General features: G+C 71.9%; 15 protein-coding genes. 3 read left to right on the top strand and 12 right to left on the bottom strand.

All coding sequences use genetic code 11. The features are described from left to right. Positions 1 to 13: 13 nt before the first annotated feature. From P1K89_RS10535 to P1K89_RS10550, 4 genes are all read right to left on the bottom strand, one after another. A complete protein-coding gene (locus P1K89_RS10535) occupies positions 14 to 1,198 on the bottom strand; it encodes a lipid-transfer protein (RefSeq protein ID WP_284616406.1) in 1,185 nt (394 codons plus the stop codon). A 136-nt stretch (positions 1,199 to 1,334) separates the two neighbouring features. Then, a complete protein-coding gene (locus P1K89_RS10540) occupies positions 1,335 to 2,318 on the bottom strand; it encodes a Bug family tripartite tricarboxylate transporter substrate binding protein (protein ID WP_284616407.1) in 984 nt (327 codons plus the stop codon). A 215-nt stretch (positions 2,319 to 2,533) separates the two neighbouring features. Further along, on the bottom strand, positions 2,534 to 3,568 hold the full coding sequence (locus P1K89_RS10545) for an AraC family transcriptional regulator (RefSeq protein WP_284616408.1): 1,035 nt from the start codon (positions 3,566 to 3,568) through the stop codon (positions 2,534 to 2,536). A gap of 43 nt (positions 3,569 to 3,611) precedes the next feature. Further along, a complete protein-coding gene (locus P1K89_RS10550) occupies positions 3,612 to 4,775 on the bottom strand; it encodes a CaiB/BaiF CoA transferase family protein (RefSeq protein WP_284616409.1) in 1,164 nt (387 codons plus the stop codon). Between the two features lie 160 nt (positions 4,776 to 4,935). On the opposite strand from P1K89_RS10550, the gene P1K89_RS10555 reads away from it, so the two are divergent. Together P1K89_RS10555 and P1K89_RS10560 are read left to right on the top strand one after the other, a co-directional pair. Continuing rightward, positions 4,936 to 5,343 carry a ribonucleotide reductase subunit alpha gene (locus tag P1K89_RS10555; RefSeq protein WP_284616410.1) on the top strand — a complete coding sequence of 136 codons (408 nt, stop codon included), beginning with the start codon at positions 4,936 to 4,938 and terminating at the stop codon, positions 5,341 to 5,343. A gap of 132 nt (positions 5,344 to 5,475) precedes the next feature. Continuing rightward, on the top strand, positions 5,476 to 6,945 hold the full coding sequence (locus P1K89_RS10560; protein WP_284616411.1) for a Do family serine endopeptidase: 1,470 nt from the start codon (positions 5,476 to 5,478) through the stop codon (positions 6,943 to 6,945). Positions 6,946 to 6,949: 4 nt separating this feature from the next. Here P1K89_RS10560 and P1K89_RS10565 read toward each other — a convergent pair whose 3' ends face one another. The 6 genes from P1K89_RS10565 to P1K89_RS10590 all read right to left on the bottom strand — a co-directional run bounded on the left by P1K89_RS10565 (position 6,950) and on the right by P1K89_RS10590 (position 13,221). Then, positions 6,950 to 9,097 carry a sensor histidine kinase gene (locus P1K89_RS10565; protein WP_284616412.1) on the bottom strand — a complete coding sequence of 716 codons (2,148 nt, stop codon included), beginning with the start codon at positions 9,095 to 9,097 and terminating at the stop codon, positions 6,950 to 6,952. Positions 9,098 to 9,113: 16 nt separating this feature from the next. Beyond that, positions 9,114 to 9,920 (bottom strand): ABC transporter substrate-binding protein, encoded by an 807-nt coding sequence (locus tag P1K89_RS10570; protein ID WP_284616413.1) that lies wholly within the window; start codon positions 9,918 to 9,920, stop codon positions 9,114 to 9,116. A gap of 41 nt (positions 9,921 to 9,961) precedes the next feature. Further along, complete coding sequence (kynA, locus tag P1K89_RS10575) at positions 9,962 to 10,837, bottom strand: tryptophan 2,3-dioxygenase (protein ID WP_439897987.1); 876 nt, start codon at positions 10,835 to 10,837, stop codon at positions 9,962 to 9,964. A gap of 23 nt (positions 10,838 to 10,860) precedes the next feature. After that, the gene (gene kynU / locus P1K89_RS10580; RefSeq protein ID WP_284616415.1) at positions 10,861 to 12,165 is read right to left on the bottom strand and encodes a kynureninase; all 1,305 of its coding nucleotides are present in this window, start codon (positions 12,163 to 12,165) and stop codon (positions 10,861 to 10,863) included. Between the two features lie 2 nt (positions 12,166 to 12,167). Next, on the bottom strand, positions 12,168 to 12,794 hold the full coding sequence (gene kynB, locus P1K89_RS10585) for an arylformamidase (protein WP_284616416.1): 627 nt from the start codon (positions 12,792 to 12,794) through the stop codon (positions 12,168 to 12,170). 79 nt (positions 12,795 to 12,873) lie between these two features. Next, positions 12,874 to 13,221: a YkgJ family cysteine cluster protein gene (locus tag P1K89_RS10590; RefSeq protein ID WP_284616417.1), complete on the bottom strand. Its 348-nt coding sequence runs from the start codon at positions 13,219 to 13,221 to the stop codon at positions 12,874 to 12,876. Between P1K89_RS10590 and P1K89_RS10595 the strand changes: the two genes are divergently transcribed. Continuing rightward, entirely contained in the window at positions 13,202 to 13,651 is a 450-nt protein-coding gene (locus P1K89_RS10595; RefSeq protein ID WP_284616418.1) for a DUF3052 domain-containing protein, read from the top strand. The genes P1K89_RS10590 and P1K89_RS10595 overlap by 20 nt on opposite strands. 6 nt (positions 13,652 to 13,657) lie before the next feature. Here P1K89_RS10595 and P1K89_RS10600 read toward each other — a convergent pair whose 3' ends face one another. Further along, positions 13,658 to 14,992 carry a type II toxin-antitoxin system HipA family toxin gene (locus P1K89_RS10600; protein WP_284616419.1) on the bottom strand — a complete coding sequence of 445 codons (1,335 nt, stop codon included), beginning with the start codon at positions 14,990 to 14,992 and terminating at the stop codon, positions 13,658 to 13,660. A 6-nt stretch (positions 14,993 to 14,998) separates the two neighbouring features. Further along, positions 14,999 to 15,265: a helix-turn-helix domain-containing protein gene (locus tag P1K89_RS10605; RefSeq protein ID WP_284616420.1), complete on the bottom strand. Its 267-nt coding sequence runs from the start codon at positions 15,263 to 15,265 to the stop codon at positions 14,999 to 15,001. Positions 15,266 to 15,272: the final 7 nt, after the last annotated feature.

The raw sequence follows: 15,272 nt of genomic DNA on the forward strand, positions 1-15,272 counted from the left end.
CTCCGGTCGACGCTCACATCGCCTGGTAGAGCGTCACCACGCAGGCGCCGCCCAGGCCCAGGTTGTGCTGCAGTGCCAGCCGCGCGCCTTCCACCTGGCGCTGCTCGGCCCGGCCCCGCAGCTGCCAGGTCAGCTCGGCGCATTGCGCGAGGCCGGTGGCGCCCAGCGGGTGGCCCTTGGACAGCAGGCCGCCGGACGGGTTGGTGACCACGCGCCCGCCGTAGGTGTTGTCGCCGTCGACGATGAACTTCTCCGCCGTGCCTTCCGGCGTCAGCCCCAGCGCTTCGTAGGTGATCAGCTCGTTGGCGGTGAAGCAGTCGTGCAGCTCGACGACGTCGATGTCGTCCGGGCCGATGCCGGCAGCGGCGTAGACCTGCGCGGCGGCGGCCTTGCTCATGTCGTAGCCGACCAGCTGGCGCATGTCGCGCTGCTCGAAGGTGCTCGGCGTGTCGGTGGTCATCGCCTGCGCGGCGATCATCACCTGGGTGCCGATGCCGTGGCGGCGCGCGAAGTCCTCCGAGCACAGGATGGCGGCGGCGGCGCCGCAGGTCGGCGGGCAGCACTGCAGGCGCGTCAGCGGCTCGAAGACGGTGGGCGCGGCCATCACCTCGTCCAGCGTGACGGTCTCGCGGAACACCGCCAGCGGATTGCGCGCGGCATGCTGGCGCGCCTTCACCGAGATGCGCGCGAAGGTGTCGGCGCGGATGCCGTGTTCCTTCATGTAGTCGCGGCCGGCGCCGCCGAAGAACTGCGCGGCGCGCGGCGCGGTGTCGCTGTAGCCCTGCAGCTCGCTCATCGTGTCGGCGAAGCGCGCCATCGGCGACGGGCGGTCGTCCCAGGCCCCCTTCAAGGCCCCCGGCACCATCTGCTCGAAGCCGAGCGCGATCGCGCATTCGACCGCACCGCTCTCGACGGCCTGGCGCGCGAGGAACAGCGCGCTGGAGCCGCTGGAGCAGTTGTTGTTCAGGTTGAAGACCGGGATGCCCGTCAGGCCGACGCGGTAGATCGCGGCCTGGCCGGCGGTGGAGTCGCCGTAGACGTAGCTGACGTAGGCCTGCTGGACCCGGTCGTAGGGCACGCCGGCGTCTTCCAGCGCCAGCTTCGCGGCCCGCTCGCCCATCACGAGGTACGGGTCGCTCTTGCCGGGCTTGGTGAACGGGATCATGCCGACGCCGGCGACGACAACTTTGCGATTCATGCGGAGGGTCCTTGCGGTTTTCAGTGCGATGACCGGAGCTTGCGCTTCGGCCGTTGGCCTACCAATGGCCGCCGCGTTCAAGTGCATTGGCCGAAGCGACCATGCACCGCCGCGGGCGGCGCGTGGCGACGGGACCTCACTCGAGCCGGATGTTGGTGTCGCGGATGATGCGGGCGTAGATCGCCGCGTCGTCGCGCACCACCTTCGCGAATTCGGCCGTCGTCAGGTGGCCCGGCGTCATGCCCAGCTGCTCGATGCGCTGGACCACGTCGGGCAGCCGCAGGATGCGCTGCGCCTCGTCGGCGAACTTCTTCGCGATCGGTGCCGGCACGCCGCTGGGCATGAACAGCGCGAACCAGCCCAGCGGCTCGAACGAGTGGTAGCCGAGCTCGGCGAAGGTGGGCACGTTGGGCAGCAGCGGGTTGCGCTTCGGGCCGGTGACGGCCAGCGGCTTCATCGTCTCGAGCTGCGGCCGCGCGGTGGCCATGTCGATGAAGGCCGACGACAGCTGGCCGCCGCGCAGGTCCTGCAGCAGCGGCGCGGCGCCCTTGTACGGCACGTGCACGAGGTCGAGCTTCGCCTGCAGGTTCAGCAGCGAGCCCTGGATGTGCGACGAGGTGCCGACGCCGTACGAGCCGTAGTTGTACTTGGCCGGATTGGCCTTCACCTGCTCGACGAATTCCTTCAGCGTACTGACGCTCGCATTGCGCGGCACGACGAGCAGCGAGTTGGTGCTGGCCACCATCGCCAGCGGCTGCAGGTCCCTCGCCACGTCGTAGGGCAGGTTGGGCATCAGCGCGGGCACCTGCACGATCGCGGTGATCGCCATCAGCACCGTGTGGCCGTCGGGCGGGGCCTTGGCCACCATGTCGTTGCCCAGCGTGCCGGAGGCGCCGGGTTTGTTCTCGACGATCACCGTCTGGCCCCAGGCCTCCTGCAGCTTGGTGCCCACCAGCCGCGCCAGCGTGTCGGTGGCGCCGCCGGGCGGGTAGGGCACGACCAGCTTGATCGGCTGGCGCGGGTAGGCCGGCGCGGCGGGTTGCGCGAAGACGGCGGTCAGGGCGAGGGCCGAGAGCGCACCGACGACGGTGCGGCGCGTGAGGGAACGGTGCGGGCTCATGGGGTTGTCTCCGTCGCTGGTCTGTGGGGTGGACCAGTGTGGGAGCCGACAGGCCTGCTTCCAATGGCCGCGACGCTCGCGTCATTGGCAGAAAGTGACAAGCTGGAGCACCCGGCCTCGCGAGTACACGAGGCCACCCGCCAAGCGGGTGCCCGGCCGCCTTGGGGCGGCCCGGCGGCGGCCGGGCTTCCCTTCGGTCTCGGCTTCTTCGCGCTTCAGCGCTCGCGCAGCCGCGTCTGCCGGTATTCCCCCGGCGCGACGCCGGTCCAGTGCTTGAACGCGCGGTGGAAGGTGCTGGCCTCGGAGAACCCGAGCTGCGCGGCGATCTCGGGCAGGGTCAGCTCGGGCCGCGCGAGGTACTCGATGGCCGCGTCGCGGCGCAGGTCGTCCTTGATCGCGCGGAAGCCCTGGCCTTCGTCATGCAGGCGGCGGCGCAGCGTCTGCGGCGTCATCGCCAGCTGGCGGCCGATCTGCTCCAGCGAGGGCAGTTCCTCGTCGGCCAGGTGGCGTCGCAGGATGCGGCGGATGCGCTCGGTGATGCTGCTGGAGTCGCGGTACTTCACCAGCAGGCTGGCGGGGGCCTGCTGCAGGAACTCGACCAGGCTCTGCGCGTTCTGCACCACGGGCAGCGCCAGCCAGCGGGTGTCGAAACGCCAGCCGGTGCAGGGCTGGTCGTAATGCACCGGGGCCTGGAACAGCATGCCCGCATCGTTGCTGTGCCCGAGCGCGGTGGCGGGGTAGTCGACGCCGGTCAGCGGCACGCGCCGCGCGACCAGCCAGCAGGCCAGGCCGTAGGCGAAGAACGAGAACGCGCGCTCGGCATAGGCCTGCGCCGGGCTCGGCACGCTGCGCGAGACGAGGCACAGGCGCGCGGTCCCGCCCTGCAGCTGCAGCCGGGGCACGAAGTCGGCGAGCAGCAGGCGGTAGTAGCGCAGGCCGGTCTGCAGCGCTTCGCCGAGTGTGCGTGCATCGACCAGCAGCCGGCAGCCGAGCGCGAAGCTGCCCAGCGGCAGCGGGCGCGGGCACAGGCCCCACAGCTCGTCGCGCATCGCGTGGCGCAGCGTGAAGATCAGCGCGGCGTACTGCTTCAAGGTCACGCGGGACAGCGGCGCGTCCAGCAGCGCCGGCGAGATGTCGGCGTGCCGCAGCAGCGCGCCGATGTCCGCGCCGCGCTCGCGCGCGCCGAGCAGGATCTGCTCGACCTGCTGGATCGCGATGGTGTGGTGGGTGAAGCCCGGAGTCGTCGCCACTGCCGGCGATTCTAGGAAGCCCGGAGCGGGTGGCCTGACCGCCTCAGGCGATCGCACCGCGCGCGCGCAGCGCGGTGCGTTGCGCCGGGCCATAACCCAGCTCGGCGAGCAGCTCCTCGCTGTGTTCGCCGGGGGCCGGCGCGGGGCGGTGCACCGCGAAGGCGTAACCCGTCATCTTCACCGGGCAGGCGAGCTGGCGCGGGCCACCGTCGGCCGGCTCCACCAGCATGCCGCGGGCGCGGAACTGCGGGTGATCCAGCGCTTCCTCCAGGCGCAGCACTGGCGTCACGCAGCAGCCGGTGTCGTGGAAGCGCTGCTGCCAGTGCGCGAGCGGCTGCGACGCGAAGATCTCGGTCAGCTCGGCGCGCAGCGCGGCCGTGGCATCGGCATCGGCGCCCAGGTGCCGCGGCTTCAGGTCCTCGCGGCCCAGCACCTCGCAGAAGCGGTCCCAGAACTTGCGTTCGAGCGCACCCAGCGCGACATGGCGGCCGTCGCGGGTGGCGTAGACGCCGTAGCAGGCCAGCGCGCCGCCGAGCTTGTCGGTGCCGGCCGGCTGCACATGGCCGTGCTTCAGGACGCTGATCATCGGCACCACCGCATGCGCCAGCATGCTGTCGGCGATCGCGATGTCGACGTGCCGGCCGCGGCCGCTGCGCTGCGCATCGAACAGTGCCGCGAGCAGGCCCATCGCCGCGGTCAGCGAGCCGCCCATCAGGTCGCCCACCGGCACGTTCGACAGCGCCGGCGGCTCGCCCGCGCGGCCGATCTGGTCAGTCACGCCGGCGAGCGCGCAGTAGTTCAGGTCGTGGCCGGGCTCGTCGCGGTGGGGGCCGTCCTGGCCGAAGCCGGTGATGCTGCAGAAGACCAGCTTCGGATTCAGCGCCGACAGCGTCGCGTAGCCGACGCCGAGCCGCTCCATCACCCCGGGACGGAAGCTCTCGACCAGCACGTCGGCGCTGCACGCAAGCTCCTTCAGCACGGCGACGCCCTCGGGCTGTTTCAGGTCGACGCGCAGCGCGCGCTTGTTCCGCTGCACCAGCGTGCGCAGCGCGGGCGCGGCGTAGTCGCCGGCGCCGGTGTCCTCCACCTTGATCACGTCGGCACCCAGGTCGGCCAGGTGCAGCGTGCACATCGGGCCGGGCAGCAGGCGGGTCAGGTCGAGTACACGCACGCCGGCCAGCGGTGCGGAGGAGGCGGTGGCGGTCATGCGGGCAGTCTAAGGAAGCGCCCGCGGCATGCACGATGGCCGATTGGCTGAATCGCATTGGCCGGAACATTCAGCGCGGCCCGCCGGCGATCCGCATCTCAGGACCCGCAATTGACGATGCGCAAGGCGACCGGACAGGGGGGCTGCGAGCATGGCGCTCATGACTGCTTCCCCGCCCTTCGACCAGCTGCTGGCAGCCGCCGCGGCCCAGCCCGAGCCGCAGACGCTGCTGTTCGTCTTCGCCGCCGCCGAGCTGCCGCCCGATGCCACGCCGGCACAGCGTGCACGCTTCCAGCAGGGCGCCGGCGGCCACCTGACCCCGCTGATGTGCGTCGAGAAGACGCTCGACGAACTGAGCACCTTCGACGCGCTGGTCGAGGAGTCGCGCGAGGCCGGGCCGCCGTGGCAGGTGCTGTTCGCCGCCGGCCTTTCCGGCCACGACGGCCAGCCGCCGGCGGGGCCGATGGTCGACGCGGCGCTGCGCGACCTGGTCGGCCGCGTGCGCGCCGGTGCGGTCGACGGCCTGCTCGCGCTGTCGGCGCAGGGCGAACTGCTGCAGTTCCACTGAGCAGCGGCCTTAATCCTCGCCTCATCCAGCGCTAACGAAGCGCTCACCTGGGCGCCCCAGACTGCGGGCCATCACAACCGCAGACCTCCCCGCCGTGTCCCGGCTGCCGGGAGCGCTCCTGGAGCGAACACCATGAACCTCACCCTGAAGCCCCTGGCCCTCAGCCTGCTGAGCGCCGGCCTCGTGCTGTCGAGCGGCGTCGGCGCCTTCGAGCTGCCCTGGTCGAAGAACAAGGACAAGCCCGCGGTCACCGCGCCGGTGGCCGTACAGGCGCCTGCGGCGCCGCTGCCGCCCGGCGTCGTACCCAACTACCGCGCCATCGTGCAGCAGTACGGGCCCGCCGTCGTCGGCGTGACCGTCGAAGGTACACGCCGCACCGGTGCGGGCGACGACGATGGCTCCGCGGTGCCCGACCCGCTGCAGCGCTTCTTCCGCGGCCTGCCCGGCTGGCGCGGCATGCCCGATGCGCAGCAGCCTTTCCGCGGCCAGGGCTCGGGCTTCATCGTCAGCGACGACGGCCTGATCCTGACCAACGCCCACGTGGTGCGCGACGCGAAGGAAGTGACCGTGCGCCTGGCCGACCGGCGCGAGTACGCGGCCAAGGTGCTGGGCAGCGATGCGCGCACCGACATCGCGGTGCTGCGCATCTCCGCCAAGGGCCTGCCGGCGGTGCGCCTGGGCGATCCGAAGTCGCTGATGGTCGGCGACCATGTGCTGGCGATCGGCGCGCCCTACGGCCTGGAGCAGACGGCCACCTCCGGCATCGTCAGCGCCAAGGGCCGCTCGCTGCCGGGTGACGCCTTCGTGCCGTTCATCCAGACCGATGCGGCGGTGAACCCGGGCAACTCGGGCGGTCCGCTGTTCGATGCGGCGGGCAACGTCGTCGGCATCAACTCGCAGATCTACTCGCGCACCGGTGGGTTCCAGGGCGTGAGCTTCGCGATCCCGATCGACGTCGCGCTGAAGGTGCGCGACCAGATCGTCGCCACCGGCAAGGCCCAGCATGCGAAGCTCGGCGTGTCGGTGCAGGACCTGAACCAGTCGCTGGCCGAATCGTTCGGGCTCAAGCGCCCGGACGGCGCGCTGATCGCCGGTGTCGAGCCGAAGAGCCCGGCGGCCGCGGCCGGCCTGAAGTCGGGCGACGTGATTCTGCAGATCGACGGCGACCCGGTGATCCAGGCCGGCGGCGTCTCGAGCCGCATCGGGCTGTCGGCGCCGGGCCAGAAGGTGAAGCTGAAGGTCTGGCGCGACAACGCCGAGCGCGACATCGAGGTCACGCTGGGCACCGCGCGCGGCGAGACCGAGGCCGCCGCGGCGACCTCGGGCGGCGAAGGCGGCGCGAAGCTCGGCCTGGCGCTGCGGCCGCTGACACGCGAGGAGCGCCAGCAGTCGCAGCTCGAGCAGGGCCTGCTGGTGCAGGGAGCTCAGGGCGCCGCGGCCCGCGCCGGCCTGGAGCAGGGCGACGTGGTGCTGGCGATCAACGGCAAGCCGGTGAACTCGGTCGACGACATCAAGCGCGTGATCGACGCGAAGCCGAAGAACGTCGCGTTGCTGATCTGGCGCAACGGCGACCGGCTGTTCGTGCCGGTGCCGCTCGGCTGACGCGTTAGGAGAGCGTCACGTCGGGCCCCGGCGGTGGCAGGCGGATCTCGAAGACCGCGCCGCCGCCGTCGGCATTGCGGGCCCGGATCGAGCCGCGGTGCGCCGCCAGCACCTTGCGGCAGATCGCCAGCCCGAGGCCGGTGCCGCCGGAGCCGTCCTTCGTGCGCGACGACTGCACGAAGGGCTCGAAGATCGTCTCCAGCTCGTCCGGCGGGATGCCGGGACCGCGGTCGCGCACCTGGATCAGCGCACCCCCGCCGGCCGGCGACTGCCAGTCGAGCTCGATCGCCGTGCCGGTTGGTGCGAAGCGCAGCCCGTTCGCCAGCACGTTGCGCAGCACCTGCTGCAGCCGGAAGGCATCGGCGTCGACCAGCAGGTGCACCGGCGCCGGCACGGCGAAACGGAGGCCGCGCTCGCGCGCCATCGGCGCCAGCTCCTGCACCACCTCGCGCAGCGCCGGCTCGATGTCGATGCGTTGCAGGCGGATCGCACCGACGGTGGAATCGAGCCGCGACAGGTCGAGCAGCGTATTCACCAGGTGCAGCATGCGCTTGCCGCCCTGCACGATGTCCTCGAACATGCGCTGCAGCATTGGCTGCGACCCGGAGCGCCGCAGCCCGAGCTCGGCGAAGCCGAGGATGGTCTGCAGCGGCGTGCGCAGCTCGTGGCTGATATTGGCGAGGAACTCGCTCTTCGCGTCGTTGGCGCGCTCGGCCGCTTCCTTGGCCTCGCGCACCTGGCGCTCGGCCTCGCGGAACTCGGTGACATCGAGCACGCTGGTGATCACGCCGGCCACCGCGCCGGCCGGGTCGGTGAACGGCGCGATGCGGATCATCACGTCGCGCGGCTGGCCGTGGCGGTCGGGCACCACCGCCTCGTAGACGACCAGCTGGCCGCTGGCCAGGGCCTCGCGCTCGCGCACCGCGTAACGTTCGGCACGCTCGACCGGCACCACTTCCTCGAGCCGGCGCCCGATCACGCGGTCGGCGACCAGCCCGGTGAAGGCGCACCAGGCCCGGTTGACGCGCTGGTAGCGGCCGTCGATGCCGCGCACCACGGTCGGCACCGGGCTGACTTCGAACAGCCGGTCGGTGAAGGCATGCTGCGCCGCCGCGGCACCGCGGGCGTGGGCCAGGTCGACGCGCGCGGTTTCGTGGCCGCGCAGGCTGCGCCAGGCCAGCAGCCCGAGCGCGGTGATCACGCCGAACATCGTGACGCTGATCGCCGCGGCCACGCGGGCGGCCTCGGCGACCTGCTCGTCGACGTGGCGCCGCGGCGTCTCGACCAGCAGCAGCATCGGATGCCGGCGCATGCTGCGGAAGGCGCTGTAGGCGGGTTCGCCGTCGAGCCCCGGGCCTTCGAAGCGGCCCGCCTCGCGCGCGGGCAGGAAGTCCTGGAAGACGCGGTGCTGCCCGAGCAGGCTGCCGGGCTCGGCATGGATCAGGTCGGTGGCGGCGATCAGCTGGCCGTCGAAGCCCAGCAGCGCCGCGGCGAAGGGCTCCTGGCCGATGATCAGCGCATGCTGGTTCTCGAAGTAGCCCGTGTTGAGCGCGGCCACCAGCCAGCGGCCCGGTGTCGACAGCGGCCGCAGCATCGGCAGCAACCCGGGCGAGGCCGCACCCGTGACACGCAGCGACGACCAGTCGCGCCCGCGCTGCAGCGGCCCCAGGGCCGGCGGGTGGCCGCCGGGGGGTGTCCAGTCGCGCAGCGGCAGCGTGTGGCCGAGGTTCTCGGGCTGCGAGCTGGCGAGCACGCGGCCCTGCGCGTCGACCAGGCTCAGGCTGCGCAGGAAGGGCTGGCCGCGCAGCGCATCGGCCAGCAGGCCGGTGACGCGGGCGACGTCGACCGGCACGGCGGCGCCGTGCGTGTCGGTGCTGGCCCCCGCGCCGCCGTCGATCGCCTGGGCCAGCGCCTGCAGCGTCAGCTCGGTGGCATCGAAGGTGCGGTTGGCATGGTCCTCGACCACCCGGGCGTAGAGCTCGGCGCGCTCGAGCGCAGCGCGTTCGAAGCCGCGGCGCTGATAGGCGACGAAGGACGCGGCCGCCGCGAGCAGCAGCAGCGCCAGCACCGCGACCGTCCACGGCACGTAGCGGCTGCGCAGCCAGCGCGGCAGGGTGCCGGGGGCGGTCGGCGGCGCGGGTGCGGCGTGCATGGGCCGGGCGGGCACCTCAGCGCTCGACGATGGCCGCCAGGCCGTGGCGCCGCGCCAGCTCGGCGAGCCGGCCGTCGCGACGGATGCGCTCGACGAAGCCATCGGCGGCCTGCAGCCATTCGGCGTCGCCGGGCTTGACCGCGTACGCGTAAGGCAGCGGGTGCAGCGGTTCGCCCGGCGCCAGCATGCGGGCCCAGTCGGCCAGGTCGACGAGCCGGCGGCCATAGGGGTAGTCGGTCATGAAGACGTCGATGCGGCCGGCCTCGAGCTCCTGCTCGCGCGTCTGCGACGGCTTGATCACCACCAGCTGGGCGGCCTTCAGGCGGCTGGCCATCACCGGTTCCATGAAGGTGCCGGCCTGCACCGCGACCCGGACGCCCGGCCGGTCGATGTCGTCCCAGGTCTTCACCGCCCGCTGGCTGCGGGTGGTGATCGCGACGATGCCGCTGCGCAGGTAGGGGCGGGTGAAGGCCAGCTTCTCGGTGCGCGCCGGCAGCACCGCGACCGCGTGCATCGCGATGTCGCAGCGCTCGCCGACGAGGTTGTCGATCAGCGCGGCGAAGGAGGAGTCGACGTAGCTCAACGTCAGGCCCAGCTCGCGCGCGAACTCGGCCGACAGGTCGATGTCCAGCCCGGCGAGCTGGCCGGTGCGCGGGTTGCGCCAGGTGATGCCGTAGTACTCGGGCCAGATGCACACGCGCAGCAGGCCGCGCGCGCGCAGGCGGTTGAAGACGTCGCCGGCGCAGGCGTCGGCCGGCCACGACAAGGCGGTGCCGAGCAGGACGGCACCCAGCAGCGAAAGGAGGCTTGCGCGCGCCGGCATCAGCGCCCGAGTGTCACACCGCCGCGGCGCGGCGGCCAGCGTCAAAGTGCGGTGCGCAGCGTCCAGATCTCGGGGAACAGCACGACGTCGAGCATCTGCCGCAGGTAGCCGACGCCGTTGGTGCCGCCGGTGCCGCGCTTGTCGCCGATGATGCGCTGCACCGTCGTCAGGTGGCGGAAGCGCCACAGGCGGAACGCGTCCTCCAGGTCGGTGAGCTCCTCGCCGAGCTGGTAGAGGTCCCAGTGCTGCTGCGGCGCACGGTAGGCCTCGAGCCACGCGGCCTCGACGGCGGGGCTCGCGGCGTAGGGCTGGGTCCAGTCGCGCTCGACATGGTCGGCCGGCACGGCCAGGCCGCGCCGCGCGAGCAGGCGCAGCGATTCGTCGTAGAGCGAGGGTGCGCGGTACGCGGCCTCCACCTGCGCGAGCAGCTCGGGCCGGTGCGCGTGCGGCTGCAGCAGCTCGGCCTGCTTGTTGCCCAGCAGGAACTCGATGCAGCGGTACTGGTAGCTCTGGAAGCCGGACGAGCGCGCGAGGAAGGGCCGGATCGCGCTGTACTCGGGCGGCGTCATCGTCGCCAGCACGTCCCAGGCATGCACCAGCTGCTCCATGATGCGCGAGACGCGCGCGAGCATCTTGAAGGCCGAACCGAGCTGGTCGCCGGCGATCGCGGCGATCGCCGCGCGCAGCTCGTGCAGCATCAGCTTCATCCACAGCTCGCTGGTCTGGTGCTGCACGATGAACAGCATCTCGTCGTGGTGCGGCGAGCGCGGATGCTGCGAGGCGAGCAGCGTGTCGAGCCCGAGGTAGTCCCCGTAGCTCATGTCGTGGGCGAAGTCGAGCTGCGCGCCGTGCGCGTGTTCGCTGGCGGCCGTCGATGCGGGCGGCGTTGCCGGGGCCGGCGCGGCACCGTAGCCCATCGGGCAGCCGTGCGTGTTGTCGCTCATGTCACCGCTCCCCGGCGATGGAAACGCTCCTCGCGCCACTCGCCGCTGTCCAGCACCTGCACGAGGTGCTCGACCGCGTCCCAGACGTCGACGAAGCGGGTGTACAGCGGCGTGACGCCGAAGCGCAGGATGTCGGGCAGGCCGTCCTTCGCATCGCCGGCGCGGAAGTCGCCGACGACGCCACGCTGGATGAGCGCCTGCACGATCGCATAGCCGCCGTCGCCGAGCTGGCGACCCAGGCAGACCTGGCTGCCGCGCCGGGCGTCGTCTCGCGGCGAGATCATCTCCAGCCCGTGGCCGGCGCAGCGCGCGTCGACCAGCTCGATGAACAGGCGCGTCAACGCGAGCGACTTGCTACGGATCGCCGCCATGCCGCCGAAGGGCGCCGCGGCGTCGAAGGTGTCGACGCCGCACTCCAGCGCGGCCAGCGACAACACCGCCGGGGTGCCGCACAGATAACGCGATATGCCGGCGGCCGGCGCGTAGCCGGGCGTGAACTCGAAGGGCGAGGCATGGCCGATCCAGCCCGACAGCGGCTGCACGAAGCGGTCGACGTGCCGCGGATGCACCCAGCAGAAGGCCGGCGCGCCGGGACCGCCGTTGAGGTACTTGTAGCCGCAGCCGACCGCGAAGTCGGCGCCGTCGGCATGCAGGTCCACCGGCACCGCGCCGGCCGAGTGCGCGAGGTCCCACACGGCGAGTGCGCCGGCCGCGTGCGCGGCGGCCGACAGCGCGGCCATGTCGTGCATGCGCCCGGTGCGGTAGTTCACGTGCGTCAGCATCAGCAGCGCGGTCGAACCGTCGAGCGCGGCCGGGATCTGCTCGGGCGAGGCCACCAGCCGCAGCGTGCAGCCGTGCTCGCGCGCCAACGTCTCGGCGATGTACAGGTCGGTCGGAAAGTTGCTGCGCTCGCTGACGATCACCGTGCGGGCGCTGCCATCGGGCTGCCCGTCGCGGGCAATCTTCAGCGCTGCGCTGAGCACCTTGAACAGGTTCACCGAGGTCGAGTCGGCGGCGACCACCTCGCCCGGCTTCGCGCCGACCAGCGCGCCGATCTTGTCGCCGATGCGCTGCGGCAGCTGCATCCAGCCGGCGGTATTCCAGCTGCCGATCAGGCCGGTGCCCCACTCGTCGGTGACCACCTGCGAAAGCCGCGCCGCGGTGGTGCGCGGCAGCACGCCGAGTGAATTGCCGTCGAGGTAGATCAGCCCGTCGGGCAGCGCGAACTGCGCGCGCAGCGGCGCCAGCGCATCGTCGGCGTCGCGCTGCAGCGCCTGCTGTCGCGTCGTGAAGCTTGTCATCGTCAAAGTTCCCGCAGGACGGCCCGCACCGGCGAGGCGTCGGCGGTGACCAGTTTCAAGGGCAGGGCGATCAGCTCGTAGTCGCCCTCGGCGATGTCGTCGAGCACCAGGTTCTCGAGCACCCGCAGGTCGCGGCGGCGGATGACCTGGTGGCTGTCGAGCGACTTGCTGTCGGCCGGATCGATGCTCGCGGTGTCGATGCCGATCAGCCGCACGCCGGCATCGGCGAGGCGCTCGACCAGCTCGGGCGAGTAGGCGGCGAGCGACGGGTCCCAGCAGGCCGGTGCGCGCGCGTAGGTGCGCACCAGCACGCGCGGCGGCAGGCCCTCGCCCAGCGCATGGGCGACATGGCGCGGCTCGATCAGCGGGCCGCAGTCGATGGCATGGATCACGCGGCAGATGCCGAGGTAGGGCGACAGGTCGACCAGCCCGATCGCGACGCCCGCCGGGTCGTAGTGCAACGGGGCATCCGCGTGCGCGCCGACGTGCGGCGACAAGGTCAGCTTGCCGACGTTGACCGGGCACCCAGGGCCGATCGAGGCGCTCCACGCCTGCTCGTACGGCGTGTCGCCCGGGAAGACCGGCGAACCCGCGTCGACCGGCGGCGAGATGTCCCACAGACGCTTCATCGGCGCGATGATAGGCGTCGGCTGAAAGATTGACAACTAAAGTATTTTGGTCGACTTCCAGACCGGGATCAGACCGGGATCAGACCGGCAGCGGCGGCAGGCCGTGCATGCGCCGCGCGCGTGCGCAGGCGTCGTCGCCGATGCCCTGCGGGGCCCGCAGGCCGAATTCGCGGCAAGGATTCGGCCGCCATTCGTAGATGCCGCAGGAGGCCTGCTCGCCCACCTTGCCGACCAGCGCGGCGCAGCGCGGCCGTGCATGGTCGGTGCCGCGCATGCGGTGCAGCCCGGGCAGCAGCGGTACGGCCAGGCCGTCGGGCACGCAGCCGCCGGCGCTCTGCAACTCCTCGCTTGCAAAATCGACGCGGAAGCTCGCGCAGCAGGCGCCGCAGCGGGTGCAGGGGTTGTCGATGAAGGAGGGCAGCGTCATGACTACGAGCGGAACAACGGCAGGAACGGCGGGCTACTCGGGCACGCCATTGTGGAAGAAGCTGGGCTACGCGGCCGGGCAGCGCGTGTGCGTCATCGGCGGGCCCGCGGACTATGACGCGCTGATCGACGGCGTGCCGCAGCCGATCACGGTCGTCGCGAAGCCCGGTGTCGGGGTCGATCTCGTGCACCTGTTCGTCGAGCAGCGCGCGCTGCTGGCGAAGCAGCTGGCCGCGTTGCGCAAGACCTTGAAGCCTGACGCCGTGCTGTGGATCTCGTGGCCGAAGAAGGCCTCGAAGCGGCCGACCGACATCACCGAGGATGCGATCCGCGCCGACGCGCTGCCGCTGGGCTGGGTCGACGTGAAGGTGTGTGCGGTGGATGCGACGTGGTCGGGGCTGAAGCTGGTGGTGCGGAAGGAGTTGCGGTGAGGCCGCTCAATTCGCCGACATGCGCGCGAGCTGCGCAGCCGACCAGCGCAGGCCGTCGAAGATCGACTGCGCGACCTTCTCGGGAAAGCCGGCCGGCAGCCGCGCGCCAACCGCATCGATCGCGCCCGGCACGCGCGCGAGCACCCGCTCGATCAGGTCCTCGGCATCGTCGCGCAGGAAGCAGCGCGCCGCTGTCGCATTGAAGTGCCGTCGCTGGATGTCGCGCAGGCCGTAATGCTTGTGCTGGCCGAGCAGCGCCATCGCCAGCTTCGCGCGGTGGCGGCTGAGCTGGTTCGCGCCGTCGCCGATCACCGGCCAGATCGACATCACGTCGTAAATCGGCGTCAGCGCGTAGCGCCCTTCCGGCAGCAGGCGCAGGCTGAAGTTCTTCGCATGGCCGTCGGGCGCGGCGAGCAGCCAGAACAGCAGCTGCGCGGCAAGCAGAGTGTCGAGATCGGCGCGCGCGTTCACCGAGCCGCGCAGCACGCCGGCCAGTTCGGCGAGGCCGGGGCCGCCGTCGGCCTCGTACTTCAGGTGCGCGGGCCGGCCCAGCGCCTGGCAGAAGTCCTCCTGTGGCAGCCGCAGCCACCAGCGGCCGGACGAGTGCAGCTGGCGGTCGAAGCGCTGCACGCCCAGCACCTTCTGCTCGCCGAAGCGCAGCAGCGCGGTGGTTGCGACGGGCAGGCCGAACTCGGCGAGCAGGTTCATGCACAGCCATTCGTTCTCGACCGAGCTGCTGAAGTCGGCGCGGCGGTGACCGACGAGGCCGAGCGGCAGCTTCAGAATGTGCGTGGTCGGCGTCGCGCCGTGCGGGCGCCACCAGGCGCCGTCATGCCACAGCAGCGCGGTCTTCTCCTGCGCGCCGGCCAGCGAGATACGCAGCTCGTCCTGATCGTGCAAGCCGGCGAGCGGCCCGCTGCCGGTGGTCCGCAGCAGCAGCTGCTCGATCTCCTGCTCGGTCAGCACCGTGGCGGTGAGGCGCTGCACGTCCGTCGGCGTCTCGTCGACACCGAGCAGCTGCACCGCGCCGACGCAGTCGCGGCCGATCGCCGCGAGCAGGTCGAAGGCGTCGGTGCTGCCGGTGCCGAAGCGCGTCGCCAGGCGCCGGCGGATCGCTTCGCTGTCGGGCAGCAGGTTGTCGAAGTAGTGCAGCACACGCTCGCCGGCGAGCGTGCGACCGGTGTAGGGCAGCGACAGCGACAGCGGCCGGCCTGCCGGCAGCGCGAGCCACGTCTCGTCGTAGCGAAAGGTGGCCTCGCCGCGCGAAGGTAGCGTCCACAGGCCGACGCGTTCGCCATTGGTCCACACCGACAGTGTCCGCGAATGCGAAGGGCGACCCATGCCGGGCTACCACTCGGGCGGTGAGGGTTCGGCGGCGGCGATGTCGGCACCCGGTGCGGGCCGGGTCTGCATCACCAGCTCCAACTGCAGCGCCGCGCACAGCGCCAGCAGCTGCTCGAGGCTGATCGAGCCCGGGTCGAGCTCCATCGCCGACACGCGACTCTGGCTCAGGCCCAGGCGCTGCGCGAGCGTGGTCTGCGACAGGCGGGCGGCCTTGCGCGCGGCCTGCAACAGCGCGCCGGCCTGCGCCGGCACGGAGATCAGCTGTTTCATCGGCGGA

It is taken from the genome of Aquabacterium humicola (assembly GCF_030167915.1).
GTDB classification, from domain to species: domain Bacteria; phylum Pseudomonadota; class Gammaproteobacteria; order Burkholderiales; family Burkholderiaceae_C; genus Pseudaquabacterium; species Pseudaquabacterium humicola.

Bases quoted from the DNA above. Each gene is read 5' to 3' on its own strand.
- P1K89_RS10600 (WP_284616419.1), bottom strand. From the start codon at position 14,992: ATGGGTCGCCCTTCGCATTCGCGGACACTGTCGGTGTGGACCAATGGC.
- P1K89_RS10540 (WP_284616407.1), bottom strand. From the start codon at position 2,318: ATGAGCCCGCACCGTTCCCTCACGCGCCGCACCGTCGTCGGTGCGCTC.
- kynA (WP_439897987.1), bottom strand. From the start codon at position 10,837: ATGGGCTACGGTGCCGCGCCGGCCCCGGCAACGCCGCCCGCATCGACG.
- kynU (WP_284616415.1), bottom strand. From the start codon at position 12,165: ATGACAAGCTTCACGACGCGACAGCAGGCGCTGCAGCGCGACGCCGAC.
- kynB (WP_284616416.1), bottom strand. From the start codon at position 12,794: ATGAAGCGTCTGTGGGACATCTCGCCGCCGGTCGACGCGGGTTCGCCG.
- P1K89_RS10550 (WP_284616409.1), bottom strand. From the start codon at position 4,775: ATGACCGCCACCGCCTCCTCCGCACCGCTGGCCGGCGTGCGTGTACTC.
- P1K89_RS10595 (WP_284616418.1), top strand. From the start codon at position 13,202: ATGAAGGAGGGCAGCGTCATGACTACGAGCGGAACAACGGCAGGAACG.
- P1K89_RS10535 (WP_284616406.1), bottom strand. From the start codon at position 1,198: ATGAATCGCAAAGTTGTCGTCGCCGGCGTCGGCATGATCCCGTTCACC.
- P1K89_RS10570 (WP_284616413.1), bottom strand. From the start codon at position 9,920: ATGCCGGCGCGCGCAAGCCTCCTTTCGCTGCTGGGTGCCGTCCTGCTC.
- P1K89_RS10565 (WP_284616412.1), bottom strand. From the start codon at position 9,097: ATGCACGCCGCACCCGCGCCGCCGACCGCCCCCGGCACCCTGCCGCGC.
- P1K89_RS10555 (WP_284616410.1), top strand. From the start codon at position 4,936: ATGACTGCTTCCCCGCCCTTCGACCAGCTGCTGGCAGCCGCCGCGGCC.
- P1K89_RS10590 (WP_284616417.1), bottom strand. From the start codon at position 13,221: ATGACGCTGCCCTCCTTCATCGACAACCCCTGCACCCGCTGCGGCGCC.
- P1K89_RS10560 (WP_284616411.1), top strand. From the start codon at position 5,476: ATGAACCTCACCCTGAAGCCCCTGGCCCTCAGCCTGCTGAGCGCCGGC.
- P1K89_RS10605 (WP_284616420.1), bottom strand. From the start codon at position 15,265: ATGAAACAGCTGATCTCCGTGCCGGCGCAGGCCGGCGCGCTGTTGCAG.